Annotated in this window: 23 protein-coding genes; 10 read left to right on the top strand and 13 right to left on the bottom strand. The window is 61.4% G+C overall.

Going from position 1 to position 25,769, the window contains the following annotated elements; translation table 11 throughout:
- Window positions 1-17: 17 nt before the first annotated feature.
- The 5 genes from ACP8J1_RS08895 to hemW all read right to left on the bottom strand — a co-directional run bounded on the left by ACP8J1_RS08895 (window position 18) and on the right by hemW (window position 4,584).
- The gene (locus tag ACP8J1_RS08895; protein WP_023021001.1) at window positions 18-776 is read right to left on the bottom strand and encodes a 16S rRNA (uracil(1498)-N(3))-methyltransferase; all 759 of its coding nucleotides are present in this window, start codon (window positions 774-776) and stop codon (window positions 18-20) included.
- Window positions 776-1,927 (bottom strand): molecular chaperone DnaJ, encoded by a 1,152-nt coding sequence (gene dnaJ, locus ACP8J1_RS08900; RefSeq protein WP_023021000.1) that lies wholly within the window; start codon window positions 1,925-1,927, stop codon window positions 776-778. The genes ACP8J1_RS08895 and dnaJ overlap by 1 nt, the downstream gene beginning before the upstream one ends.
- Window positions 1,928-1,996: 69 nt before the next feature.
- Window positions 1,997-3,046: a heat-inducible transcriptional repressor HrcA gene (gene hrcA / locus ACP8J1_RS08905; RefSeq protein ID WP_023020999.1), complete on the bottom strand. Its 1,050-nt coding sequence runs from the start codon at window positions 3,044-3,046 to the stop codon at window positions 1,997-1,999.
- Window positions 3,047-3,056: 10 nt separating this feature from the next.
- Window positions 3,057-3,335, bottom strand: a complete 279-nt coding sequence (locus tag ACP8J1_RS08910) for a hypothetical protein (RefSeq protein WP_232212607.1) — start codon at window positions 3,333-3,335, stop codon at window positions 3,057-3,059.
- A 109-nt stretch (window positions 3,336-3,444) separates the two neighbouring features.
- Window positions 3,445-4,584 carry a radical SAM family heme chaperone HemW gene (gene hemW / locus ACP8J1_RS08915; RefSeq protein WP_023020997.1) on the bottom strand — a complete coding sequence of 380 codons (1,140 nt, stop codon included), beginning with the start codon at window positions 4,582-4,584 and terminating at the stop codon, window positions 3,445-3,447.
- Window positions 4,585-4,731: 147 nt separating this feature from the next.
- Between hemW and ACP8J1_RS08920 the strand changes: the two genes are divergently transcribed.
- From ACP8J1_RS08920 to ACP8J1_RS08930, 3 genes are all read left to right on the top strand, one after another.
- A complete protein-coding gene (locus ACP8J1_RS08920) occupies window positions 4,732-6,126 on the top strand; it encodes a hemolysin family protein (RefSeq protein WP_023020996.1) in 1,395 nt (464 codons plus the stop codon).
- On the top strand, window positions 6,126-7,184 hold the full coding sequence (locus ACP8J1_RS08925; RefSeq protein WP_023020995.1) for a CNNM domain-containing protein: 1,059 nt from the start codon (window positions 6,126-6,128) through the stop codon (window positions 7,182-7,184). Before ACP8J1_RS08920 ends, ACP8J1_RS08925 begins: the two co-directional genes overlap by 1 nt.
- Window positions 7,185-7,404: 220 nt before the next feature.
- A complete protein-coding gene (locus tag ACP8J1_RS08930; RefSeq protein WP_023020994.1) occupies window positions 7,405-8,277 on the top strand; it encodes a hypothetical protein in 873 nt (290 codons plus the stop codon).
- Window positions 8,278-8,518: 241 nt separating this feature from the next.
- On the opposite strand, the gene ACP8J1_RS08935 is transcribed toward ACP8J1_RS08930, so the two are convergent.
- The 3 genes from ACP8J1_RS08935 to ACP8J1_RS08945 all read right to left on the bottom strand — a co-directional run bounded on the left by ACP8J1_RS08935 (window position 8,519) and on the right by ACP8J1_RS08945 (window position 12,998).
- Entirely contained in the window at window positions 8,519-9,868 is a 1,350-nt protein-coding gene (locus tag ACP8J1_RS08935; protein WP_486696580.1) for a hypothetical protein, read from the bottom strand.
- A 365-nt stretch (window positions 9,869-10,233) separates the two neighbouring features.
- The gene (locus tag ACP8J1_RS08940; RefSeq protein ID WP_023020992.1) at window positions 10,234-10,914 is read right to left on the bottom strand and encodes a hypothetical protein; all 681 of its coding nucleotides are present in this window, start codon (window positions 10,912-10,914) and stop codon (window positions 10,234-10,236) included.
- Window positions 10,915-11,165: 251 nt separating this feature from the next.
- Entirely contained in the window at window positions 11,166-12,998 is a 1,833-nt protein-coding gene (locus ACP8J1_RS08945) for an AMP-dependent synthetase/ligase (RefSeq protein WP_023020991.1), read from the bottom strand.
- A gap of 94 nt (window positions 12,999-13,092) precedes the next feature.
- Between ACP8J1_RS08945 and malQ the strand changes: the two genes are divergently transcribed.
- The gene (gene malQ / locus ACP8J1_RS08950; protein ID WP_034655940.1) at window positions 13,093-15,216 is read left to right on the top strand and encodes a 4-alpha-glucanotransferase; all 2,124 of its coding nucleotides are present in this window, start codon (window positions 13,093-13,095) and stop codon (window positions 15,214-15,216) included.
- A 35-nt stretch (window positions 15,217-15,251) separates the two neighbouring features.
- Here the strand turns inward: malQ and ACP8J1_RS08955 are convergent, their stop codons facing one another.
- Together ACP8J1_RS08955 and ACP8J1_RS08960 are read right to left on the bottom strand one after the other, a co-directional pair.
- Complete coding sequence (locus tag ACP8J1_RS08955; RefSeq protein ID WP_023020989.1) at window positions 15,252-15,491, bottom strand: hypothetical protein; 240 nt, start codon at window positions 15,489-15,491, stop codon at window positions 15,252-15,254.
- On the bottom strand, window positions 15,484-15,699 hold the full coding sequence (locus ACP8J1_RS08960; protein ID WP_023020988.1) for a hypothetical protein: 216 nt from the start codon (window positions 15,697-15,699) through the stop codon (window positions 15,484-15,486). Before ACP8J1_RS08960 ends, ACP8J1_RS08955 begins: the two co-directional genes overlap by 8 nt.
- A gap of 38 nt (window positions 15,700-15,737) precedes the next feature.
- On the opposite strand from ACP8J1_RS08960, the gene ACP8J1_RS08965 reads away from it, so the two are divergent.
- Entirely contained in the window at window positions 15,738-17,042 is a 1,305-nt protein-coding gene (locus ACP8J1_RS08965) for a carboxylesterase family protein (protein WP_302517991.1), read from the top strand.
- Between the two features lie 13 nt (window positions 17,043-17,055).
- Here the strand turns inward: ACP8J1_RS08965 and idi are convergent, their stop codons facing one another.
- Together idi and ACP8J1_RS08975 are read right to left on the bottom strand one after the other, a co-directional pair.
- Window positions 17,056-17,592: an isopentenyl-diphosphate Delta-isomerase gene (gene idi, locus ACP8J1_RS08970; RefSeq protein WP_023020986.1), complete on the bottom strand. Its 537-nt coding sequence runs from the start codon at window positions 17,590-17,592 to the stop codon at window positions 17,056-17,058.
- Window positions 17,589-18,137, bottom strand: coding sequence for a hypothetical protein (locus tag ACP8J1_RS08975; RefSeq protein ID WP_005324173.1), 549 nt, complete (start codon window positions 18,135-18,137; stop codon window positions 17,589-17,591). The genes idi and ACP8J1_RS08975 overlap by 4 nt, the downstream gene beginning before the upstream one ends.
- Window positions 18,138-18,327: 190 nt before the next feature.
- Between ACP8J1_RS08975 and ACP8J1_RS08980 the strand changes: the two genes are divergently transcribed.
- The 4 genes from ACP8J1_RS08980 (at window position 18,328) to ACP8J1_RS08995 (ending at window position 24,242) form a co-directional block, all read left to right on the top strand.
- Entirely contained in the window at window positions 18,328-20,238 is a 1,911-nt protein-coding gene (locus ACP8J1_RS08980; RefSeq protein WP_023020985.1) for an ABC transporter ATP-binding protein, read from the top strand.
- A 52-nt stretch (window positions 20,239-20,290) separates the two neighbouring features.
- Complete coding sequence (locus ACP8J1_RS08985) at window positions 20,291-21,421, top strand: MalY/PatB family protein (protein WP_034655943.1); 1,131 nt, start codon at window positions 20,291-20,293, stop codon at window positions 21,419-21,421.
- Between the two features lie 203 nt (window positions 21,422-21,624).
- Window positions 21,625-23,025 (top strand): branched-chain amino acid transport system II carrier protein, encoded by a 1,401-nt coding sequence (gene brnQ / locus ACP8J1_RS08990; protein ID WP_023020983.1) that lies wholly within the window; start codon window positions 21,625-21,627, stop codon window positions 23,023-23,025.
- Between the two features lie 197 nt (window positions 23,026-23,222).
- On the top strand, window positions 23,223-24,242 hold the full coding sequence (locus tag ACP8J1_RS08995; protein ID WP_023020982.1) for an LLM class flavin-dependent oxidoreductase: 1,020 nt from the start codon (window positions 23,223-23,225) through the stop codon (window positions 24,240-24,242).
- Here the strand turns inward: ACP8J1_RS08995 and ACP8J1_RS09000 are convergent.
- Window positions 24,239-24,775, bottom strand: a complete 537-nt coding sequence (locus tag ACP8J1_RS09000) for a hypothetical protein (RefSeq protein WP_023020981.1) — start codon at window positions 24,773-24,775, stop codon at window positions 24,239-24,241. The two genes, ACP8J1_RS08995 and ACP8J1_RS09000, sit on opposite strands and share 4 nt — an antisense overlap.
- 202 nt (window positions 24,776-24,977) lie before the next feature.
- On the opposite strand from ACP8J1_RS09000, the gene ACP8J1_RS09005 reads away from it, so the two are divergent.
- Window positions 24,978-25,742, top strand: a complete 765-nt coding sequence (locus tag ACP8J1_RS09005; RefSeq protein WP_023020980.1) for a GntR family transcriptional regulator — start codon at window positions 24,978-24,980, stop codon at window positions 25,740-25,742.
- Window positions 25,743-25,769 lie beyond the last annotated feature (27 nt).

A 25,769-nucleotide genomic window follows, 5' to 3' on the forward strand; every position in this document is an offset into this window, starting at 1 on the left:
TAGGCTACCAGCGCCTGCTACCAACGCTCGGTGCGCATGCCGATTGCCGCGAGCGCCACCATTGCCGCACTCGCCGTGCGCAGCACTTCCGGGCCGAGCTTGATGGGTGTGGCACCGGCTTCTTTGAGGCGATCGAGCTCGGCGTCGCCAATGCCGCCCTCGGGGCCGACGAGCAGGACGACGTCCTCTGTGAGCGGCACGTCTTTGATGGAGGCGGTAGCCTCTTCGTGCAATACGAGCACTGTGGGTGCGTTGGAGGAAGCGCCGTCGCGGCGACCGGTGAGCTCTTGAACGAGCTGCGGGGTGGTCAGCGGGCCGCGCACCTGCGGGATGCGGGCGCGGCGGGATTGTTTGGCCGCGGAATCGGCGGCCGCCTGCCATTTGGCCACCGCCTTCGGCGCCTTCTTACCGTCCCATTTAGCCACGCAGCGATCCGCCTGCCAGGCGATGATCTCATCGGCGCCGGCTTGGGTGGCAAGATCCACCGCGAGCTCGGCGCGCTCGGACTTCGGGATAGCCTGCACCACGCTCACCCGCGGGGTGGGCTCGGGCGCGGTGTCAATGGAGTCGACCGTGCCCTCCAGGGAGTCCTTGCCCGAGGTAGCGGTGATGGTGAGGGTAAGGCGGGTACCGGTGCCGTCGATAAGCTCGAGGCGCTCGCCCTCCCCCATGCGCTTGACCGTCACGGCATGGCGGGCCTCCGGGCCGGAGAAGCTGAAAGCCTCGCCGGTGCGCGCGGCGGAAAGATCCGGGTGGATGAAGACGGGCAGCGACATTAGCGGCGGAACTTATCGCGGAGGCGGCTGAAGAAGGATTCCTCTTGGCCGTCGCCGGTGGTGCGCACGCGCGCGCCTTCGTCGCGGGAATTGCGGATCTTCTCCAGGGCCTCGCGGGTCTTGCGGTCCAGGTCCTTCGGCACAACGACGTCCACGTGGGCAAAGAGGTTGCCGTAGCCATCGGTGCGCAGGCGCGGCATGCCGGCGCCGTCGACCTTGATGGACTCGCCCGGCTGGGTGCCCGGCTCGATGTCGATGGTGAGCTCTTCGCCATTGAGCTGGTCGATGGTGAAGTTGGTACCCAAGGCGGCGTCAATCATCGGCACGCGCACGGTGAGGTTCAGGTCATCGGCGTTGCGCTGGAAGACGGGGTGCTCCTCCGTGTGGACCTCAACGTAGAGGTCGCCGGCTGGGCCGCCGCCGTGGCCGACCTCGCCCTGGGAGGCCATACGAATGCGCATGCCATCATTGATGCCGGCCGGGATATTCACGGTGAGATCGCGGCGCTTCTTCACGCGGCCATCGCCGGCGCAGTGGTTGCACGGATCAGTAATGACCTCGCCGAAGCCCTGGCACTTCGGGCACGGGCGGGTGGTCATGACGTTGCCCAAGAAGCTGCGCTGCATCTCCTGGATTTCACCCATGCCATTGCAGTTATCACAGGTAACCGGCTTGGCCTTGGACTCGGAGCCGGTGCCGCCGCAGCTATCGCACAGCACCGCGGTATCCACGGTGACCTTCTTCTTCAGGCCGGTGTAGGCCTCCTCCAAAGTGATGCGGGTGCGCAGCAGGGCATCGTTGCCCGGCTGGACGCGGGACTTCGGGCCGCGGGAACCGCCGGCACCGCCGCCGAAGAACTCGGCGAAGATATCGCCGAGGCCGCCGCCACCGAAGCCGCCAAAGCCACCGGCGCCGGCACCGCCGCCACCCTGCTCCATGGGGTCGCCGCCCATGTCCACGATCTGGCGCTTTTGCGGATCCAGCAGGACCTCCTGGGCCAGCGCGGCATCGCGGAACTTTTCCGCGGCAGCGTCATCATCCGGGTTCAGATCCGGGTGATACTTGCGGGCCATTTTGCGGTAGGCCTTCTTAATCTCCTGGTCAGTTGCGTTTTTATCAACACCGAGGATGCCGTAATAGTCACGAGCCACTGTAAGAGATATTCCTTCTAATTCGTCTTGTTGGGGTTAACTTGAAAAAATAATGCGCGGCCAGCCAGTTTACTCGCACTGCTCGCCGGCCAAAATTTCGCTCACATACCGTGCAACGGCAGAGACCTTAGAAATTGTTCCCGAGTAATCCATAAAGGTAGGCCCCACCACGCCAAGGCCGCCGAGTGTGGCCACCTCATCGCCGGTGCCGAGGCCATAGCCCGTGGCTACCACGGAGGCTTGGCGCAGCTGGTCTTCCTCGTTTTCCTCGCCGATGACCACGGAGACGTTGCCGAGATCCGGCACGCGGGCGAGCAGCTTGAGGACGACGACCTGTTCCTCTAGCGCCTCAATAATCTTGGGTAAACCTTCTGGAAACTCGCGCGCCACGCGCGTGAGATTGGAGGCGCCGGCCATAATCAGCCGGTCGGAGGGCTGCTCCACCAGGGTCTCGATGAGCGTGGTGGCCACCTTGAGCACGTGGTGGCGGATATCCAAGGGGGCGTCGTCGACGAGGTGGGCAAGTTCCACGGAGGCGTCGCTAAGCGTCTTGCCCACCAGCGCACTATTGACGATGTCGCGCAGGCGGAAGGTCTGGTCTTGGTCGATGATTTCATCGAGCTCCACATTGCGCTGGTCCACGCGGCCGTTATCGGTGATAAGCACCAGCAGAAGGCGCACCGGGGATAGCGCCACTACCTCACAGTGCTTAACACGCGAGACCTTGAGGTTGGGCAGCTGGACGACGGCCGCCTGCTTTGTTACCTGCGCCAATAACTGCACCGAGCGGCGCAGCACGTCCTCCAAGTCGACGCCGCCTTCCAAGAAGTTGAGCATCGCGCGGCGCTCCGGGGCCGAAAGGGGCTTGACCTCGTGGAGGGAATCGACAAAGTGGCGGTAGCCCTGCTGGGTGGGCACGCGGCCGGAGCTGGCGTGCTGCTGGGAGATAAGGCCCTGGGATTCGAGCACGGCCATGTCATTGCGGATGGTGGCCGAGGAGACGCCCAATTGGTAGCGCTCCAAGAGCGACTTAGAGCCAACTGGTTCCTGGGAGGCAATATAGTCCGCCACGATGGCGCGCAGGACTTCCTTGCGGCGGGCATCGGTTGAGGTAGACAATATGGCGCTCCTATTCGCTTCGGCGAATGATAAATTCTTTAAAGTTCGGGACGGTGTACCTGACTTTACCGTGCTCAGGGGAATAAATGAGACCTTTGTTTATGAGCTTAGCCCGCACCGGACCAAGAGCTTTATTATCCTTCCCCAGACGTTCACCGATTTCTTTCGTTTCCGCTGAACCATCGCCTAAGGCTGCCATGGCACTGAGATAGTCTCTTTCAGCTGGCGTAGCTCGATCCCAGCGAGCTTGGAAGAAGCTTGCGCCTGAAGGAACCAGTCCGCCAGTCACGGCAAAAGACTAACAAGAAAATAGCGGAATAACAGGTTTCTCATCGACTGAGTCAAAACTAACTGGTTTGGTTTCTACTGGACTAAGTCTAAAGGTCTGGGAACGAGGATTAGGTTTCTTCGGCGACGAGGAGATCGGTGATGATGCCATCGGCTAGCAGGCGGCCGGGCTTGGTGATGCGTACGCGATCGTCGGCGCGCTCGAGCAGGCCGCGGCCGATAAAGCGCTCGAGGGCGGGGGCGGCGTGGGCATCGAGCCAGGCCTCCGGGATGCCCTCGCGCAGGCGCAGGCCGAGCATGATTTTCTCCATGTGGCGGTCGGCGTCGGTAAGCGTCTCGGTTTCTTTGATGGGCAGCTCGTCGCGACCAAGGGCGTCGATATAGCGCGAGGGATGCTTAACGTTAAAGAAGCGCTCATTGCCCAAATGCGAGTGGGCGCCTGGGCCTGCACCCCACCAATTGCCGTCTACCCAGTAGATGCGGTTGTGCTCGCACTCGCCGCCGGGCTTGGACCAGTTGGAGACCTCGTACCACTCGAAGCCTTCTGACTCGAGGGTGGAGGAAATCATCTCATAGCGCCGTGCCAGCACGTCCTCATCGGGGGTGGGCAGGATACCTTTATTGACCTTGCGCGCCATGCGGGTGCCGTCTTCCACGATGAGCGAATAAGCGCTGACGTGGTCCACGCCCGTCTCTAGCACTCGGTCGAGCGTTTCGCGCACATTGTCATCCGTTTCGGTGGGCGTGCCATAAATCATGTCCAGGTTGACGTGCTCGAAGCCAGCGGCGCGTGCCTCGCGAGCGGCGGCGAAGGCGCGTCCAGGGGTGTGGGCGCGTTCTAGGACTTGGAGAACGCCGGGGGAGGCGGACTGCATGCCGAGGCTGATGCGGGTATAGCCGGCGTCGGCAAGCTGGGCAAAATACTCCGGTGAGGTGGACTCCGGGTTGGATTCGGTGGTGACCTCCGCCCCAGGTTCCAGGCCGAAGGTGGAACGGACGGTGTTCAGGATGCGGCTCAGGCCCTGCCCTCCCAGCAGCGAGGGCGTGCCGCCGCCAATGAAGACGGTCTCGGCCGGGCGGCCCACGCGCGCGGCCGCCAATTCCAGCTCGCGGTCCAAGGCATCCAGGTAGGGCCCGGTGAGATCGCGCGAGCTGCCAAGCTCGCCCGGGGTATAGGTATTGAAATCGCAATACCCGCAACGAGTGGCACAGAAAGGAACGTGGATATACAGCCCGAAGGGTTCAGTCATGGATAAAACCCTAATAGGCCGGGAACAAAATGGCCGAAAGCGGGGTTGAGCATGTAGTATGTTTCCATCTTCCCAAGTAGAAAGGCACCCTCAGTGGAACCTCCGAGTCGATGTCCCTACCTCCTTCTAGGCGGTGGGGAGTAAATCATGTTATCGGCTATTGTGATGATCCTGGCCGGCTTCGTAGTCATTGGCCTCATCATCGTCGCGAACGCATACTTCGTGGCCCAAGAATTTTCCTTTATGTCCGTGGACCGCACGCAACTGCGGACCCAGGCTGCTGAGGGGGATAAGACAGCCCAACGCGCGCTGGCTATTACCCAGCAGACCTCCTTCATGCTCTCCGGCGCGCAGCTCGGTATTACGATTACCGGCCTGCTCATCGGCTATGTGGCCGAGCCGCTCGTAGGCCAAGGACTAGGTACGTTACTCGGCGGCGTCGGTATTCCGTCCGCGGTGTCTGTCACCGTGGGCACCATCGCGGCGCTTTTCATCTCCACGATTGCGACGATGCTGTTTGCAGAGCTCTTCCCTAAGAACTACACCATCGCCGCCCCCATGAAGACGGCGCGCTGGCTGGCCGCATCCACGCAGCTCTACCTGCGACTATTTGGCTGGCTCATCCACTTCTTCGAGTACTCTTCCAATGCCATCCTCAAGGTCTTTGGCATCGAACCGGTGGAAGACGTCGATTCCTCTGCCACCGCCGATGACCTGGAATCCATCGTGGATTCCTCCCACGAGGCTGGCGATCTGGATGAAAATACCTACATGGTGCTCGACCGCCTGCTGGACTTCCCCGAGCACGACGTTGAGCACGCCATGATCCCACGCTCCCGCGTGGACGTCATTGATCCGGACACCACCCTCGGTGAGGTCCGCGAGATGATGTCTACCGACCACACGCGCTACCCCGTCATCGACGATGAGCACAATCCAGTCGGCGTGGTGCATCTTATCGACGTCCTGGGAAGCGACCTTCCCGCCGCCACCAAGGCCACCAGTATCATGCAGGAACCCGTGGTGGTCCCTGAGCTAATGCCGCTGCCGGATGTGGTGGACGAGCTGCGCGATAGTGACCAGAAGATGGCCTGTGTCATCGATGAATACGGTGGCTTCGTAGGCATCGTGACCATGGAGGACTTGGCCGAGGAAATCTTGGGCGATGTCACCGATGAGCACGATATCGAAGAAACCGAGGAAATCACCGAGCAGGACGATTCCCACTGGTTAGTCGACGGCGATACGCCAATTGATGAGATCGAGCGCGCCATCGGCCACGACCTGCCTGAGGGCGACTTCGAGACCGTCGCCGGCCTCATCATCGCCCACTCCGGTGCGCTGCCCGAGGTAGGCGAGGAACACACCATCCAGCTCGAAGCCGAGCCCGATGACTGGGTGGACCACGATGAGGCGCCCGTTCGCTCCATCCGCCTGCGGGTGCAAGAGGTGGACCGCCACGTGCCGTCCGTCCTTGCCATCGAGCTGGTGGAGGATTACTCCGACCACTCCGATGATGACGATGAGAAGGAGGATGCATAATGACCGAATCTTGGTGGTTTAACCTCCTTGTTACCCTGCTCATCATCGCCGCTTCCGGCTTCTTTGTGATTATCGAGTTCTCCTTGATGGGCGCTCGCCGCAACCGTTTGGAAGAGGATGCGGAAAACTCCCGCACCGCCCGCGCCGGCCTGCGCTCGCTCAATGAGCTGACCATCATGCTCGCCGGCGCGCAGCTGGGCATTACCGCCGCCACCTTTGTGCTCGGTGCTGTAACCAAGCCCTGGGTGCACCACCTGCTCATGGCGCCGCTGGAGGCCGCGGGCCTGCCGCTGGGCATTGCCGACGTCGTCAGTTTCCTCCTCGCCCTCTTCATCGTCACCTTCCTCCACCTCGTACTCGGTGAGATGGCGCCGAAGTCCTGGGCGATTACCCACCCGGAGACCGCCCTGCAGTTCATCGCGGTCCCCGCACGTGGCTTCGTGTGGATCTTCCGCCCGCTGCTGAAGTGGATCAACGTCATGGCCAACAAGCTCGTGGCCATGGCGGGCGAAGAGCCCGTCGATCGTGCCGGTGCGGCCGGCTACGATGCCGAGACCCTGCGTACCTTGGTCGAGCATTCCCGCGAAACCGGCGCATTGGATGATGACTCCGCCAACCAGATTTCCGATGTCATCGAGTTGGAAAACTCCACCGTTGGCGCCATGGCCCGCGCCCATGGCTCCGAGGTAGTGCCCCTGCCTTCCGACGCCACCGTGGACGATCTCCAGGACCTCGTCGTGCGCAAGAACATCATGCGCGTACTGGTCTTTCCTAAGGACTCCCGCGTTCCCCGCGTAGTCCACGTGCGCGATACCTTGCTGGCAGCTCCGGAGACCCCGGTCCTCGAGTTCTCCCGCCCCGCCCTGTCCGTGTCTTCTTCTACTACCGTGCAAAAGACCTTGGACCATATGCGGGCCCGCAACGAGCAGCTCGTCATGGTGGGTAAGGCCGATAAGGACAATGCCGTGTGGATCCTTACCTGGGACGACATCATGGGCCAGCTGTGGCCGCAGATTACCGAGCAGCTAGACAAGGTCACCCCTCCCCCGGCCGTCTAAGTCCCGCTCGTCCCCGCCCGCGCCCGCCCCTTTTTGCCGGCGCGGGCTTTCCTATTTCCCGCCCTCGCGCAAGTCCATCCTCTCCTCCTTGTGGACAAGTTCGCCCACGGCTTGCCTCAGCTGCCACTTTGAGCACTTGCCCATCGCAGCCTCCCCGTTATCCACAAGCCCGGCCGTTACTTCCTCGCGCCGGCCAGAAGCGTGCCCTTTGCTTAAAGGCATGACAACACCACTGACCAATATCGATTCCATCCGCGCCAACCACCCCACCTTTTGGACCGACCTGAAAAACGGCACCTACCTTAAGCTCGCACCGCGCATCGCTGTCCGGCGCGATCACTATCATTGCCTCGATTTCCCGTCCCAACTGCGCCTGCGCGCCATCGCCGCCGCTCGCAGCGCTTATACCGCAGTACTCATCTCCAAATCCGCCGCCCGAGTACATGGCCTGTGGGTCATCGCCACGGCCGAGGAACAGATTGAGATGGCACTTCCCACCAATACGCTCCCCCACAAAGACCGCCGCCGCCCCGAGCGCATCTACCGCAAGGCTTCCCTGCCTGAACCTGTCCTCGTGGACGGCACCCGCTGTGTTTCCAAAGCCCGGGCGGTTATCGATATCGCCCGCTACCACGGCTTCCGCGATGGCCTCATCGCTGCGGACTCGGCGCTACGCGCCGGGGTAAGCCGGGAAGAACTCACTCAAGAATTCGCCGGCATGGGAAGGGTGCGCAATAGCCGCATCGTTCGCGCTGTGATCCACCACGCCTCTGAGCTTTCCCGTTCTCCGTATGAGTCCTTTGCCCGCGCCCTTATCATTGAGGCTGATTTCCCGTGGCCTATTTTCTTCAAAGCACAGTTCAAAGCTCTTCCCGGCATCACGCCCGCTCTGTGTATCAACAACGCCTATCTCGTTGACATCGTCTCTGCGAAGGCGCTGCCCCACCAACGCGAGCGTCACCAGCTCCTACGAAAGGCGGGATTCACCGTCCTTTGTTATTCCCCGAGACAGCTCGTCGACCACCCCGACCGTTTTCTGTCCGACCTCACCGCCACCGTCTCCGCTGGGCAGAAGGCCGCCCGTTCCGCTTAAGTCCGCGGTTTCTACCTGCCGCCACATCTGACTTCCTCTCCCCTATCTTTCCCTCCCCTGCCATTCGCGCTCACCGGCAGCACTTTCGCGACGAAATCTGCCGCGCCGGTGAGCGCGAAGGGAGGGTGCGAGAATATTTCTCGGGATGCGACGCAACAATGACTACAGATCGAAAGAGCCTCCCCGAGAACATGCTCGTGGAGGCTTTACCGATTCCAGCTAAAGACCTAAGAGAATGGTCTTACTGGTTGATGCGCCATGGGACGCTGTTCTTCGGCAGCATGCCATGGGTGTAGAGGTAGTCAACGGCAGACAGAATGCCCAGTACCGTGCCGCCACCTACCAGGGCTGCAAGGAAGGAGAAGCCGGCCACGGAAGATAGGTCCGCGTCCTTGCCATCCTTGCCGTTGATACCGTCGCGACCATCGCGTCCGTCACGGCCGTCGCGACCGTCGCGGCCGTCCTGGCCATCTACGCCATCCTGGCCATCCTTGCCGGGAACAACGACAGCCTCGCTGGTAGAAGGCTCGGTGGACTCCTCAGGAGTGGTTTCCTCGGAGGAAGGTTCCTCGGAAGGATCGACCTCAGCAGGCTGATCCTTGGTCTTCTTGCCGTTGAGCATATCGGAGCACAGCTGGCCGGCCGGAGCGTTGACGGCTGCCAGGTCGGAGGCCGCCGTAGAGATATTGTTCAGGGAGTCTTCGATGCTCTTCTGCTGATCCTTGCTCAGCTTCAGGTCGCCAGCGACGTTCGCACCTGGAACCAAGCCGGCGATGGTAACGGCTGCATTAAAGAGCTTCAAGATAACCTTGGTTCCCTTGCCAAAGGTACCGTCTGCGAACTTGAGCAGGCCGGATACGGTCTTCTTAGCGGCATCCGGGTTGTTCATATCAACATCGGCATCGGCATTATCGATACGTCCGATGGCCATGCCTTGGGCACGGGAAAGGTCCCAGGTAACGGTCTTGTCTTTCTCGCCTTCCTTGACCAGCTTGGCAATGCCATCCCAGGTCTTACCGGAAATCTTATCGATGAAATCGGCCGGAACCAGGTCACCGACTACCGGGATGATTTCCCAGACGGTCTTGATAATCTTCTCGCCGCCATCGTAGAAGGCCTTAGCTAGGGCAAGCTTGAGGTCGAGCAGGTTGCCTTCCTTTTCAGGGGCATCAGTCACCTCACAGACCAGCTGGTCCTTCTTTTCGTCTTTAACCACCTTGACGTTCACGTCGCCATTGGAGGCCTCGGTCTGTGCGAGCTCATCAAGAGAGGTCGGCTTTGCAGGCTTCTCGGGGGCCGGAGTCTCGGTGGCTTCCTCGGCACCATCTACAGCATATGGGGTGATGGAATCGGCGGCATCGTCTTCCGCGTCGAGTTCTTTCATCGCCTTATCGCCGGCGTTGTTTTTCTCGAGCAGATTGCCTTCTTCATCGAATTCGATGCCATTGAGGCTTACGGTATCGTCGGTGGTCTTTTCTTCGACGAAGGTAGTGTCCTCGGCAGCGACGGCGGTAGGAACAACGGTAATCGAAGAGAAGGTGGCTACGGCCACTGCGCTGGCAATGAGGCGAGAAGTTCGGCGTGCGCCCATGGTTTGACTCCCTGTAGATATGGTTGAAGAATTTAATTGCGCGCGCCGCGTGTGGATGATGCTAGGGCACGGCGTTCGCGTGGACGGAAAATACCTTACAGCGCACTAAGAGTATTTTCTACTTAAATTTTAAGGGTGACCTAGCAACAACATCGCTGGCCACAGGACCAACCAGCTGAACAGGCATAACGTGGACCATCTGAAACGGCTGTTAACCTAAAATTCTCCTAAATGCCTACCCGAATTGGGGCAGATCCCTCCGGAAATCCACGCATAAATCCACTGGAAACTTCAACGGCCACCGAGAGAGGGAATCTCGGTGGCCGTGAACATCCCCTTGTCTAAAACAAGGAAGCCTCAATAATTTATGCAGTTGTAGCCCGGCGAGCCGCCTCGCGCTTGGCGCGAACCTTTTCCACCACCGCCGCTACGCGGGCACGCTCCTCCAAGAACTGCGGCGGGTTATGCCCTCGCATCGTGCGCACATAGGCCGGGTGGGTATCAAGCACCGTGTGCTTCCACGCTTGCACCGCGATGAGGGCGGACTCGCCGGTGCACTTGTACAGGTGCGGCAGGGAGACCATGTCGAGGTTGCGGGCCACGGCGTCGGTTTGCGCAAGCACGTACTCGACTACCTCGCGCAGGTAATCCGCCACGGCCTGGGTACGGTAACGCAGGGACTGGGCCAGCTCGTGCACCACAATGGGCTTGGAGATGGGGAATCGCTCATCCAGCAGCCGCGGGGTGAGTTGTTCCGGCTCTTCCACGTCGTTCACACCGGAAGAAGCGGCGGAAATCGTGCCGGAGCGCACGCCGGAAACCAATGCTTGGCGCAGGCCCATCAGCTCGCCTACACACCGGCCGGAATCAACGCGAGCATCTTCGACGATATCGCCCAGCTCAGCCAGGCAATCCATGCACAGCTCTTCGTCCCAATCCTCGATGGCTTCAATGAGGTGCTCGAGATATTCTGCGACTTCGTCGCCGATATTATAAATCTCTTGCGTAAGCTCGCGGTGGCGCAGCTCGGCGGCGATTTTGTGCATTGGCTTCGAGCCACTCCTTCCACGGTCCCATTTCTAACCTCTAGTAGAGGTTGAGGTTTGCTGTAACGCTTCACGACTCTATGCGAGATCCACCGCCACGGGCGCGCGACACTCCGAAGCCATTCACAGGTTTATGGCAGGTTCGCCCGCCCAGAGCAGAGGGCGGCGGGGTGAGCTGCACAAGGGGCGTCGCCAAGCAGGGCAAAAAGAAACACCCGAGGACATGTCCTCGGGTGTACCCATCGCGCAGACTAGCGCTTGTACAAATGCTCAATGGCCGCGGCATAACGCTGCGCTACCACGTTGCGCTTGACCTTCATGGTGGGGGTCAGCTCATTTTCTTCCTCAGTAAGGTCAGACTCAAGGATGTAGAACTTCTTGATGCCCTCCGCGTGGGAGACGGTGGCATTGACTTGGTTGATGGCGTCCTGCAACTCCGCGCGCAGGGTGGGGTCGGTGGCTAGCTCACGCATCGAGCGGTTTTCCGGAATATTGTGGTCCAGCTTCCAGCGCTTCAAAATATCCGGATCCAGGGTCAGCAGCACGCCGACAAAAGGCTTGCCATCGCCTACCACCATGGCCTGGGAGATAAGCGGGTGCCCGCGCAGGATATCCTCCATTGGGCCGGGCGAAACATTCTTGCCGCCGGCCGTTACAATCAGATCCTTCTTGCGGCCGGTAATAACGAGCTTGCCGTCCTCATCGATCTCGCCCAAGTCACCGGTGTTGTACCAACCATCCTCGAGGGCTTCGGCCGTTGCCTCAGGATTATTCCAGTAACCGTGGAAGACGATATCGCCCTTGATGCAGATTTCGCCTTCATCGTTAATGCGGAAGGTCACGCCGCCCATGGGCGGGCCGACGGTGCCGATGGACTGGTCCACAAAGTCCACCGCGGCCGCGGCGGCAACCTCGGTGAGGCCGTAGCCCTCATAGACCGGGATACCGATGCCGCGGTACCAGTGCAGCAGGTCGTGGCCCATGGCGGAGCCGCCGGTAATGCAGTAGCTCACGTTGCCGCCCACGCCCTTACGGATGGTGGAATAGACCAGCTTGTCAAAGAGCTTGTGCTTGGCCTTCAGCAGGCGATCCGGGCCCTCCGGCTTGTCCAAAGCCTTGGAGTATTCGATGGCAACCTTCTCGGACTGCTCAAAGAGAAGGGTCTTAATGCCAGAATCGGCCGCCTTAGCAGCAGCGGAATTGCGCACCTTTTCAAAGACGCGTGGCACACCCAAAATGACGTTCGGGCGGGAGCGGGCGAACTCGATGGAAATGGTGGAAAAGTCCGACCAGTGGTTCTGGGAGGCACCGCGCATGGCCACCGCAATGGATACCGCGCGGGCAAAGACGTGCGCCAGCGGCAGGAAGGTCAAGGTATGGCTGCCCGGGACGGCAAAGATACCAATGGGATTGGTGCACAGGCCGCGGGTCTGGGCCAGCCAATTGCGGTGGGTGAGGATGCAGCCCTTGGGGCGGCCGGTGGTACCCGAGGTATAAACCAGGGAGGCCAGGTCATCGGTGGAGGTCGCCTTGATGCGGGCGTAGACCTCGTCGGCGGCCACGCCGCGGCCCTCGAACTTGAGGGTGTCAATGGCAGAGGAGTTGATTTCCAATACGCGGCGCAGCTGCGATGGGGAGCCCTTGAGGTTGGGTTCGCCGTCTTCCTGCAGCACCAGGTTTTCTACCAGCTCGGAGTGCTCGCGGGTTTCCGTAATGGCGAGCACGGCGCCGGAGTCCTCGATGATCCAACGCACCTGGGAGGCGGACGAGGACGGGTAGACCGGCACGGAGGCGGCACCGGCGGCCCAGATGGCAAAGTCCAGCAGGGACCACTCATAGCGGGTGGCAGAGATGAGGGCGACGCGATCCCCCTGCTGCACGCCTAGGGCGATAAGTCCCTGGGCTACTTCAAAGACCTCATCGATGAATTCTTTACCCGTGACGTTGACCCACTCGTAGTTAGCCGGGCGGGTGAACATGACGCCGTGAGGGCGCTTCTTCGCGGTGTCCATGAGGGCGGTCAGGCAGGTTTCGCCCGGCTCGATAGTAAATTGCGCCGGGGTATGCACTTCTTGCAGGGTCACGCGGTGTCCTTTCGAACAGCTAATTATTAATCTTCGCCTACTGTACCAATCTGTTCCCCAGCAGGTGCGTTGTCCCCGTGGCACAATGTGGCCTGTGACTACCCGCGACTTGCTTGAAGAACTCGCTCAGCGCCACGGCGTGGCCACCAGCTATACCTCCCAGTCTGGTTTCCCCGTCCACGTCGCTGAAGACACTATTGCCTATACCCTGCGCGCCTTGGGCGTGGCCATCGATGACAATCCGGACGATGCGGCGCTCACGCAGCTGCTTTACGACGACTACCTGGACCGCTCCTCCCAGCCCCTCCCCCACTGCGTTGTCGCACCCCAAGGCCAAGAGCGCGGGTTCGTGGTCCACGTGCACGCGGGCGATGCCGCCAACATACACATTGAGTTGGAGGAAGGAGGCACCCGCGAGGTCTACCAAGACCCCAATGACGCCCCGGATGCTGACGTTGATGGCACCCTGTGGGGCGAGGCGAGCTTCCACATCCCCGGCGATCTGCCCATGGGGTACCACGAGTTGGTGTTGGAGTCTGGGGGCATCGGCAAGCATGCCTGCCCGCTAATTATCACCCCGGCGCGCCTTTCTACGGCCGATGAGTTTGTGGAGCGCCCCATTAGCGGCGTGATGGCGCAGCTGTATTCGGTGCGCTCGGAGTCCTCCTGGGGCATCGGCGATTTCCAGGATTTGGGGCAGTTGGCAGAAACGTTGGCCCCGCACGCGGATTTCTTGCTGGTCAACCCGCTGCATGCGGCCGAGCCGCTTCCGCCGGTGGAGGACTCGCCGTACCTGCCCACCACGCGGCGCTTTATCAACCCGCTCTACCTGCACATCGAATCCATCCCGGAGCTCAAGCTCCTGCCGGAGGACCTGCAGGATGATGTGCGCGAGCTGGCCGAGGAGTTTCGCCAGCGCAATCGCAGCGCCGAGGAGATTGACCGCGACACCATTTTTGAGGCCAAGCTGCAGGTGCTGCGCGAGCTCTTTAACTACCAGCCCTCCCCGGAGCGCGAAGAGGCCTTCGTGCGCTACGCCCGCGAGGAAGGCCGCGGCCTGCGCGATTTTGCGTATTGGTGCGCGCAACAAGACGCCGCCGCACAGTCGGGCCAGCGCCATGCCGAAGGCCTGGACATGGACACGCTCACGCGCTTTTATTCCTGGCTGCAGTTCCTGTGCGATGAGCAGCTGGCCGCCGCGCAGCAGCGCGCGCTCGATGCCGGCATGCGCCTGGGCCTGGTGACTGATCTTGCCGTGGGTGTGCACCCAGGCGGCGCCGATGCCGTGAACCTCACTGAGTATTTGGCGCCGCAGTGCTCGGTAGGCGCCCCGCCGGATGACTATAACCAGCAGGGCCAGGATTGGTCGCAGCCGCCGTGGCACCCGCAGCGCCTGGCCGCCGCGGGCTATGCCCCGTGGCGCGAGATGCTCTCCACCGTGCTCCGCCATGCTGGCGGCGTGCGCGTGGACCATATCTTGGGCCTTTTCCGCCTGTACTGGATCCCGCGCATGGCCAGCCCGCTGACGGGCACCTATGTCTCCTATGACTTTGAAGCCATGGTGGGCATCTTGGCACTAGAGGCGCAGCGCGCCGGTGCGGTGGTCATCGGTGAGGACCTCGGCACCGTCGAGCCGTGGGTACAAGACGTGCTCGCGCAGAAGGCGGTGCTGGGTACCTCCATCGTGTGGTTTGAGCGCGACGATGATGACTACTCCCCGCTGCCGCAGGACAAGTACCGCCAGCTGGCGCTGTCCTCGGTTAATACGCACGATCTGCCGCCGACCTTGGCGTACCTGCGCGGCGATCATATTTCGCTCCGCGCGCGCTTAGGCGTGCTGACCCGCTCGGTCGAGGACGAGCAGCGCGATGACATCGAGTGGCAGGCCCGCGTATTGGGCGCGGTAGCGGACCGAGGCCTTCTGCCGCAGCGCGATTACCTCGTGGATCCGGCCGAGCGTGCCTCCCGCGGCGCCGAGGAAGACATCTCTGTGGCGTTGCACCGCTATATTGCGGGCACGCCTTCAGCACTTGCCTGCACCAGCTTGGTGGACATGGTGGGCGATGTGCGTGCGCAGAATCAGCCGGGCACCACGCACGAGCTTTATCCCAATTGGTGCGTGCCGCTGTGCGATACCAACGGCACCGCCTTGCTCATCGAGGATCTTCCTAGTCTGGAGTTCTTCCAGCGCTTAGCAGCAACCAGCCGTAAGGACTAGCGTTGGGCCTGGGCCTCGCCGGCCGGTGGACGCGCCTAGGTCCACAGGCCGATGAGGGCAACGACGATGACCAACGCGATCATCGTCCACAGTGTGAGAGAGACGCGGGACTTGGGTAGGGCGCGCTTGCGCTTTGCCGGCTGGGCACCGGGCGTGGTTGCCGGGGCGGAAGGCTGGCTGGTGCGCTTGGCTTCGGGGTCCCACAGACCCTCGCGGGGGTTGGCGCGCAGCTCAGCGCGCTCTTGCCGTGCGCGCTCGTTATTTTCCTCAGCCATGGTGGTCTACTTTAGTGCTGCGGCTGCGTTGCTGGGAAATCACTCCGGCGGCCCGATTGGCCACGCTGTCAACCGCCCACATCAGGCACCAGGCTATAACCACCATGAGTGGCACGGCGATGGCCACCACGATGACCATTTGAATCCACACGGGCGCCTGCACCAACAATTGCGATAGCGTGCTGCCCAAGCTCGTCAACCACTCCATGGCTACTTATTCTACTTGCTCGCGGTAATCTGGCTGACATGTCGAGCGCCCAGATTCCCGTTACCGTCGCCACCGCCTCCGGCCGAATCACCGGCGTGCGCCGCGATGGCCTGCATTATTTCCATTCGGTGCGCTATAGCACCATCCCCAGCCCCTACTCGCCTGCCGAGCCGCTCCAAGGCACTCGCGACCAGGATGCCCGCGAGCCGCGCCCAAATGACATTGCGCTGAGCATTACCGCGCCTGCCGACGCCGCCGAGTGCCCCGTCGTGGTCTATATTCACGGCGGCCGCTTTGAGCACGGCTCGCACGAGGACCCACGGCTTACGGGAACGAAGAATGCCCGTCATGGGGTAGTCCAGGTCAACGTGGGTTACCGGGTGGGCTTGGCCGGCTTTGCGCGCTTCGACGGCGACGAGGCGGACCGCTACCGCGGCATCGATGATTGCCTCTTGGCCTTGGAGTGGCTGCAGGACAATATCGAAGCCTTTGGCGGCGATAAGACCAATATCACCCTGGTGGGCCAATCCGCCGGGGCGGCGATTAGCCTGTGGCTGACGCGTCGCGATCACTTCCGGGGCGGTTTCCGCCGCGTGCTGGCGCTCTCGCCGGCCTTCCCGCGCGACCGCTTTGAGCATCGCATCACCGACCTGCGCCGCGCCCTCGGCGTGCCGGTAACGCGCCAGGCGCTGGAAAAGATGGATCCTGAATCACTGGCCAAGGGCTATGCCAAATTCCGCAAGAAGTACCGCTTCGACGTCGCCTTGGGCCCCGCACCACTGCGCGCCGAAGAACTAGCGGATATCCCTATCGTGGTGACCTCCACCCGCGATGAGTTCTACACCATGCCCGCGGCCGAGCGCATAGACAAGATGGCGTTTGCCGGCTTTATTACCAGCTACCTCTCGCCCAAGTTCGGGATGTCACACGATCGTTTCAAACAGTGGCAGCAGCTAGCGCACTACGTCGATCCGCAGCGGCCAATGGGCCGGCTCATTGGTGATGCCGCCGTGCGCCGCTGGACCGCGCAGGTAGCCGAGGAGGCTCCAGGCCCGACCTGGATGATGGAATTTACCCGGACCGAAGCCCCCGCGGTGCACTGCGCCGAGTTAGACCCGCTCTTTGGCGGCAGCGGAGGCGAGGAGACCGACGCTTCCCCGGCCGGTGAGCTCAACGAGTGGCTGCGCCACTATGCCACCACGGGCGAGCCCGGTTTCCCCGGCTACGGCGATGACCACCAGGTGTTGGAATTCAACCTGGATACGGGAGAGCGTCGGCTAGCCTATGCCACCTTGGACTATGTGGCCGCGGCCTTCTACAACGACGACGAACTTGGGGTGTAGCGGGCGCCGAAAATTACAACGCGGCGCGCAGCGCGCTATCCGCGAGCTCGTCAATCATCCACGGGCTAAAAACACCAGGCATGGCATCGGCGGCGGCGAAGAGGTTTGCTGGCTCGACCCATTGGTAGGAATCTACCTCGTCAGGGTTGGGCTCCCAGGTGGCGTCGGCAGCAAGCTCAACGGTATATACCGGGCAGATTTCATTTTCTACCGTGCCGGAGGAATCCACCGCGCGATAGGAAAAGTCCGGCAGAATAAGCCGCGGGGCGGACAGATCCGCCGGCGCAATGCCCAGCTCAAAGGAAGCGCGGCGCAGCACCGCATCCGCGGTCTCCTCGCCGGGTGCGGGGTGGCCGCAAAAGGCATTGGTCCACACGCCGGGCCAGGTGCGCTTGCTCAGGGCGCGGCGGGTGACCAGCACCTTGCCACCGCAGGTCAACCAGGCAGAAAAGGCGAAGTGCAGCGGGGTATCAGTGGTATGAACTTCGGCCTTGGGAGCGGTGCCGATGGGTTCGCCCTCGGCAGAGGCCAAGACTACAAGTTCCGTCATAGATTAAGGTCTCCTACCCAGGTCACGTTGCCAATGTGCAAGCGCGCATTCCACAGGTTGCCAGGCGTCACGTCAAAGCGGTACTGCAGGTTGACCGAAGCGCCTGCACCCAGCGGGAGATCGAGTCCCGGGGGCTCCACGTCTGGGGCAGATTCCTTGTCATAGGGCAAGGAGTTGATCTTGGCCCAGCCGCCGTTGCCGTCGGCACGCTCCAGGGTGGGGTCTTCAAAGGCGTCGACAGGCAGGGGCACATCATTTTTATTCTTGAGCAGAATGGTCACTACGGTGCCACCGGTGTTGCTATCGGTATACACACCCTGCAACTCCCAGCTCACACCCAGGCCCTTATCCTCTACCGGCTCGGCCAGGTTAGAGGTGACTTCCTTATCGTCGGTGTCCTTGGCCTCGTACGGGGCCTCTTCGGAGCTGGAGACGGTGATATGGTCCCCCAGCCCGGTTTCTTCCGGCTGGAGAACGCTACATCCGGTCAGGGTCACGGCGAGTACGCTGACTACGCCCGCGCCGAGTGTGTGGGAAATTTTCACCGTGGATGGATCCTTTGCACGCGAAGATTGTTGTATTTCTGCACAAGTACCTTAGCCTAAACCTCCCTGAACTTAAGTATTTACGCTCGTTAACGCCGCATGTGGCATACTGGGCAGTCGCTTAAATCTCTCCCTCCTTTTCCCTAATTCCGCGCACTAACCGCCGTTTCGAAGTGAGTGTGGTCTACTTATGAATTCCATTTTGCGCATTACCCGCAGTGCCTCCGCCCTGTGGCCCTTTTACCTGGGCGTGCTGCTGACCGCCACGATCACTGCGGTCGTTGCACTAGTCTCGCCGTTTTTGACGCGCGAAGCCACCGATACCATCGTGGACGCCCTGCAGAACGACGCCCCACTGGGCGATGCGCTGCGCACGGTGCTGTTGCTGGCGGTGGCGCTTTTTCTTGCCGACGCCGCCAATGCCCTCTTCCGCAATATCGGCGGCTACATCGGCGATGTCATGGTCTCGCGGCTGCGCGAGATTTTGTCAACGCGCTACTTTGCCAAGCTGCTGGCCCTCCCGCAGGGCTATTACGATAACCAGGTCACCGGCACGATCATCGCCCGGCTGGATCGCTCGATTGCCAATATCACGCAGTTCGTGCAGTCCTTTGCCAATAACTTCTTTACGATGATCATCCAGACCCTCGCGGTGCTGGCCATTACCGCGTGGTATTACTGGCCGCTGGCCATCCTGCTCGCGCTGCTCTTCCCGGTCTATATGTGGCTTACCGCGCTCACCTCGAAGCGCTGGCAGAAGTTTGAGGCGGTCAAGAACGAGAATATTGACGTCGCCAACGGCCGCTTCGCGGAGGTCATTGGCCAGGTCAAGGTGGCTAAATCCTTCGTGAGCGAAACCCGCGAGCTTTCCCACTTTGCCAAGCGTTACCGCACCGTGGTCGATACCACCAAGCCGCAGTCGCGCTGGTGGCACATGATGGATACCTTCCGTGGCCTAGCCATGGCCATTATCTTCCTCGGCATTTACGGCGTAATTTTCTGGCGCACGCTCGAGGGGCATTTCTCCTTGGGCGATATGGTCATGTTGCTGCAGATGGTCTCCAGTGCGAAGCAGCCGGTCTTTATGATGAGTTGGATTGTCGATACCGCCCAGCGCGCCATCGCCGGTTCCAAGGACTACTTCAAGGTCATGGAAGAAGAGCTCGAGCCCACCGCCCCGCGCGAGCTGGTTGCGGCCACCACCGGTTCGCATACCCCGCAGCTCGACCTCACCCCGGTCAGCCCGCTGGAGCCCACACCCGGCGCGCCGGTCTTCTCCTTTGATCACGTCTCCTTCGCCTACGAGGAGGGCAAGCCCGTGGTGGAGGATATTTCCTTCGCCGCCTCTGAGGGCCACAAGGTGGCGCTCGTGGGCGAGTCCGGCGGCGGCAAGTCCACGTTGGTCAACCTCTTGCTAGGCCTTTACCATCCCTCGGCCGGACACCTGGATGTACTGGGGCACCGAGTAGACGATCTCACCGCCTCACGCCTGCGCGCCTCAGTGGGCGTGGTCTTCCAGGAGTCCTACCTCTTTTCCGGCACCATTCGCGAGAACATCGCTTATGGCAAGCCGGGGGCGACGGAGGAGGAAATCGTGGACGTCGCCAAGCGGGCCAATGCCCATGAGTTCATCCAAGCCTTCCCGGACGGCTATGACACGGTCATTGGCGAGCGCGGTCTGAAGCTTTCCGGCGGGCAGAAGCAGCGCGTTTCCGTGGCGCGCGCCATGCTCAAGGACGCGCCCATCCTGGTCCTGGATGAGGCCACCTCGGCGCTGGATACCAAGTCCGAGCGCGCCGTGCAGGCCGGCCTAGATGAGCTGATGAAGGACCGCACCACGCTCATTATTGCCCACCGCCTGTCCACCATCGCGGATGTGGATACCATCATCACCCTGGATCGCGGCCGCATAGATGAAATGGGCTCGCCGGCCGAACTGGCGCAATCCGGTGGCATTTATGCCGAGCTACTCAAGCTCACCCAATCCACCTCGGCCGCGGACCGCCGCCGGTTGAAGAAGTATGGCTTTGTCTCCGGCCCTGCCTCCGAATCCGAAGACGAGGAGGAGGACTCCCGGTGGGCCGACAAGGCAGATGAATAAAAGCGCATAAAAGCGCTGGGGTGGCCGCGGGCTTCGCGTTATGGTTATGGCCATGGAGTTTCCTAGCCTAGAAGAGTTGCAAGCCCGCGGAACCCGCAAGTGGACCGTCTTCGAGGAAGACGTCCTGCCGCTGTGGATCGCGGAGTCCGATTTCCCCACCGCGCCCGCCGTAAAGAAGGCACTGGAAGACATGGTGGATAAGGAATCCTTTGGCTATACCCCAGCGCCCAAGGCCTCGGGGCTGCGCGAAGCGGTGGCCGATTTCTACAACGACCGCTACGGCTGGCGCCCCAACTCCGACCATATTTTCTGGATCGGCGATGTAGTGCGCGGCCTATTGCTCGGCGTGCAGTACTTCACCCACGAGGACTCCCCCGTGATCGTGCCAGTTCCTTCCTACCCACCGCTTTTGGAGCTACCACGCACTGCGGGCCGCGAGAAGATCGAGACCAGCTTGGAGCTCGACGATATTGAGCGCGCCTTCCAAGCGGGCGCGGGCTCTATTTTGCTGGCCAATCCCTATAATCCGCTCGGCTGCGTCTTGGACGAGGACTACCTCACCGGCCTGGTAGAACTGGCGGAAAAGTATGACGCGCGCATCTTGGCCGATGAAATCCACGCCCCGCTGGTCTATGAGGGGCGGCATATCCCGGTGGCGTCGCTTAGCGCGGCGTCCGCAGAGCACACCATCACGGTAACCGCCACCTCCAAGGCTTTTAATATTGCCGGGCTCAAGTGCGCGCAGATCATTTTCTCCAACACGGCCGATGTACACACGTGGAATGGCCTTACAGGCGTGGCCAAGGATGGCACGGGCACTCTAGGCGTGCTTGCTGCGGAGACTGCCTACCGCGAGTGCGGCGACTTCCTCGATGAAGAAATAGCGTACCTGCGGCAGACCCGCGATTGGTTGGTGGAGGAGCTGCCTCAGCGCATCCCAGGCCTCAAGACCAGCAAGCCGGATGCCACCTACCTGCTGTGGTTGGATTTTGCCGATACCGCTATCGGCGGCAACCCGCAGCCGGCCAAGTGGTTGCGGGAGAATGCGAAGGTAGCGCTTAATGAGGGCGATACCTTTGGCACCGGCGGCCCGGGCCATGCACGGTTGAATTTCTCTACCTCACGCGAGATCTTAGAAGAGGCACTCGACCGCATGGAGCGTGCCTTCGCGGCCCTCGATTAGGCCGGCCCTGCTGGGCCACCATGTATTCTGCGTCACCCCCACACTTTGATTTCTCACCATGTGGGCGGTAATGTCTCATTACACGAACAGGCGTGACCCGCCACCTCGGACCGTGAAGAGGCACCCCGCCTCCGCCACCACCCTCGGCGGAATGGGGAAGCTTCCTCGCATTCTAGCTGTACATGGAAAATTAAGGAGCCACAATGGCTACCCCAGTTGCGTCAAACACCTCTAAGCCCGGCGCCACCATCGTAATCGCGTCGCTGATGCTGTTTTCGATGTTCTTCGGCGCCGGCAACCTCATCTTCCCGCCCATGGTGGGCGTTTCGGCCGGCACCAACTTTTGGCCCGCCGTCCTCGGCTTCTTGGCCGCCGGCGTGCTCCTTCCGGTCCTAGCTATTATTGCCGTTGCCATTTCTGGCCGCTCCGTGCGCGATTTGAGCTCCAACGGCGGCGCCCTCTTCGGCCTGGTCTTTTCCGTGATGGCCTACCTGGCCATCGGTGCTTTCTACGCCCTGCCGCGTACCGGCGCCGTTTCTATGGAAACCGCCATCACCCCGCTTCTGGGCTGGGAAGGAACGATGGCCAATGGCATCTTCAATATCATCTTCTTCCTTATCGCTTTAGTGCTGGCCTGGAGCCCAAACACCATCATCGATACCTTGGGCAAGTTCCTTACCCCAGCCCTAGTAGCGCTGCTGATCGTCCTTATCACTTTGGCCGCTTTTAGCAACGGTCGCGATCCCCAGGCCCCTACTGAGGATTACTCTTCTTCCCCCATGGTCACCGGCCTGTTCGAGGGCTATAACACCATGGACGCGATTGCCGGCTTGGCCTTTTCCATCGTGATTGTCGCTTCCTTGCGCTCCAAGGGTTTTAAGACCCGCAAGTCCCTGGTCAACGGCACCATCACCGCCGCACTTGTGGCCGGCGGCCTATTGGCCGCCATCTACCTCGGTCTGGCTTGGGTAGGCCAAACCATTCCTAATGGCCAGTCCTATGAGTCGGGAGCGCCCCTGCTTGCCGACGCCGCCAATCTCACCATGGGCACCATCGGCCAAGCCGTCTTCTCTGCCATCGTCATCTTGGCCTGCATGACCACCGCGGTGGGCCTTATCACCTCCACCTCGGCCTTCTTTGAGATGCTCATGCCCAAGGTCAAGTACCACGTATGGGCGTGCCTATTTACCGCGCTGTCCATCCTCTTTGCCTTCCAGGGCCTGGATACGGTGCTGTCTATCGCGGTTCCGTTCATCACCTTCTTGTACCCACCGGCCATCTCCCTCATCGCTCTCACTCTGATCCAGCCGATGGTGAAAAAGTCCGTCGTCTTTTACTGGACCTACCGGCTGGCGCTGTGGGTATCGGTGCTGTGGTCGGCTCTGTCCGTCATCGCCGCCCAGGGTTGGGGTGCCGACGCACTTGATCCCCTCTTGAGCCTGGCGCCCGGCCAGTCCGTGGACTTGGGCTGGATTGTTCCTACCGCTATCGCGGCAGTCATCGGCCTCGTTGTCGATATCGCTACCAAGGCCGGCGAGAAGCACGCCGCCGCCAACCCACAAGCGGAAGAACCGGCCGAGGCTGAGGCCCTCGCAGAGGCCTAGTCGCCTTTCGCTTCCTCCACACTCCCCTCCCCTCTCTCCGCTGCCCCGCAGCGCCGAGGCGGAGGGGAGTTTTCTGTGCGTCTCTAGCTCCCCACGCAGCCTTGCTGTATGGCCCCGCCCGGAATAGTCGGGTGGCGCGTACCGTTGGAAGGAGAAAACTTATAGAGCATCCACCGAAGCAAAGGAAGGCCCTCCCCGTGACCGAACGCGCGCATCTTTCCGTCTTGGACTTCTGCACCATCTATGAGGGCGAAACCCCGGCCCAGTCCATTGCCCGCTCCGTGCAATTGGCACAGGAAGCAGAAAAACTGGGGTACTCCCGCATGTGGTACACCGAGCACCACAATATGAAGTCCATCATGTCCTCTTCCCCGGCCGTGCTCATCGCCCACATCGGTGCGAAGACCGAGCGCATCCGCTTGGGCTCCGGCGGCGTGATGCTGCCCAACCACTCGCCTTATGTCATCGCCGAGCAATTCGGCACCTTGGAGGAGATGTACCCCGAGCGCATTGACTTGGGCGTGGGCCGCGCCCCCGGTACGGACATGAATACCCTGGGCCGCGCGCTGCGCCGTGACGCCCACTCTGCCGAGCGCTTCCCCGAGGACGTCAAGGAGCTCAACTCCTACCTCGAGGGCAAGTCCTATATCCCTGGGGTCAGCGCCATTCCTGGTGCGAATACCAACGTGCCAATCTATATTTTGGGCTCGTCCATGTTCGGCGCCTCGCTGGCCGCCAAGCTCGGCCTGCCTTATGCCTTTGCCTCCCACTTTGCCCCGCAGCACCTCGAGCAGGCCACCACCTACTACCGCGAGCACTTCCAGCCCTCCGAGCGTTTTAGCAAACCCTATGTCATCGCCGGCGTCAACGTCACCGCCGCCGATACCACCCAAGAGGCACAGGAAGAATACGAGCGCGTGTGCTTCAACCGCGTCAAGGCCTTCGCCGGCCGCGGCAAGCACCTCACCGATGAGCAGGTAGAGCAGATCGTCGGCTCGTACCAGGGCCAGCAGATCCTAGACATGCTGAAGTACTCCGCCGTCGGCACCGCCGACGAGGTGGCCGCCTACCTCGATACCTTCCAAGAGCACGCCAAGGCCGATGAGCTCATGGTCTCGCTACAGTCCAGCTCGCACGAGGAAGTAATCAAGAATATGCAGCTGCTCGCGCAGGGCTGGCAGCTCGATCCGGCACGCGTAGCCGGCACCCCGAGCTAGTCTTCGGCCCGCACTTGGCCCAGGTGGTCGATGGGAATGCCGGGAAACCTTTCCCGGAGCTTTCCCTCGAGTTCCCGCGGACCCAGGTTCGCCTGCTCCGGCAGGCGGGCCGAATACCGCTGGGCTTCTGCCAAGGTAGAAACGTGCACCCCGCCTGGGATTAGCGCAAGAAAATTCTGATCCGACTCGAGCGAATAGAACTGCACGCGCTCTAGCTCGGAGGCGACGAAACTGGTCCGCTGGTGGGGCAAGGAAATCTCCTCACCGATGCGCAGCACCGGACGCGTCCTGCGCCGCCCTGAGGCCACCACCGCCAACATGGCGCACAACGCCCCGCCTAGGGGCATGAGCGCGGCAATGAGATAAACGAAGTGCAGGCGCGTACCAGCCGGTTCCTGCAGCGCCGAGTAAATAAGCACCCCACCGATTACAAGCAGGGCAACGGCGATGATGACCGCCACCGTTACCGCCTTGCCTAGGCGCACGCTGCCGCTGGCCGCGCGTACTTCAATCGTTTCGGTGCTCTCGTCCACGGACACTTAGCCTAGCGTGCTCGCCTACTAACTCGGCGCTGGTCGGACGGCGCGTGGCCTTTTCCTTTGCTTTCCCCTCGACCGGGCGGGGCTCGCATGCTCGGTAGCTTCATTGCATTAGCGCGCCTTTGCAAAATGGAATAGCATTACTGTGTTTCGCTCCGCTGGGAAAGGCCCCGGAGAAACTAAGGACAAAGGTTGAATGAGCCCACGCGATAAACAGCAACATAAAAAGATCGCGGACTACCTGCGAGAACAGATCCGCTCTGGCGTGCTGCAACCAGGCCATTTTCTACCTAGCGAAGCAGATTTATGCGAGAAGTTTTCTTCTTCCCGCGGACCCGTGCGCCAAGCGGTAGCGGCTTTGCGGGCCGAAGGGCTGGTGTCCTCTGGCCGCGGGCGCCGCTCTACCGTTTTGGCCTCCACCCAGGCCGAGCTTTTTGAGTCCATCTATTCCATTTCCAGTTGGCTAAGCGAATATGACGTGAATCCGCAGCAGCACACCCTGTGGCTGGCTCGCCGCCGCGCGCCGCGGGATATCAGCCGCTTTCTGCGCGTAGACCCAGAACAAAATGTCGTATTTGTCCACCGCGTGCGCTATACCGAGGACCACCCCATTGCCATCGAGCGGATGTATTTCCCCATGGTGGTGGGAAAGCACATCCTAGATTTCGATGCGGATGCCGGCTCCATTCATGCGCGCCTGCGCGATTGCGGCGTGGACTTTGATAATGTGCGCCGCGAACTCACACTGGAGGAAGCCAATGCCGAAGACGCCGAAGCGCTTGGCGTGACTACGGGTACCCCGCTGTGGCGGCTGCAGATGGAGATTTCCAACCACTCCGGCGAGCCGGTGGAATTGGCGGTCTATCTCTACCGAGCGGACCGCATGAAGCTGGCGATGAATAGCGTGCGCGGGGGCGTTTCACCCCTAGAAGTTATCCCCACACCTGGAAATTTTGCATAAGTTTCACGGCAGCTATACCCACCGGCT

The sequence above is a fragment of the Corynebacterium sp. LaCa_205 genome, from assembly GCF_057458085.1.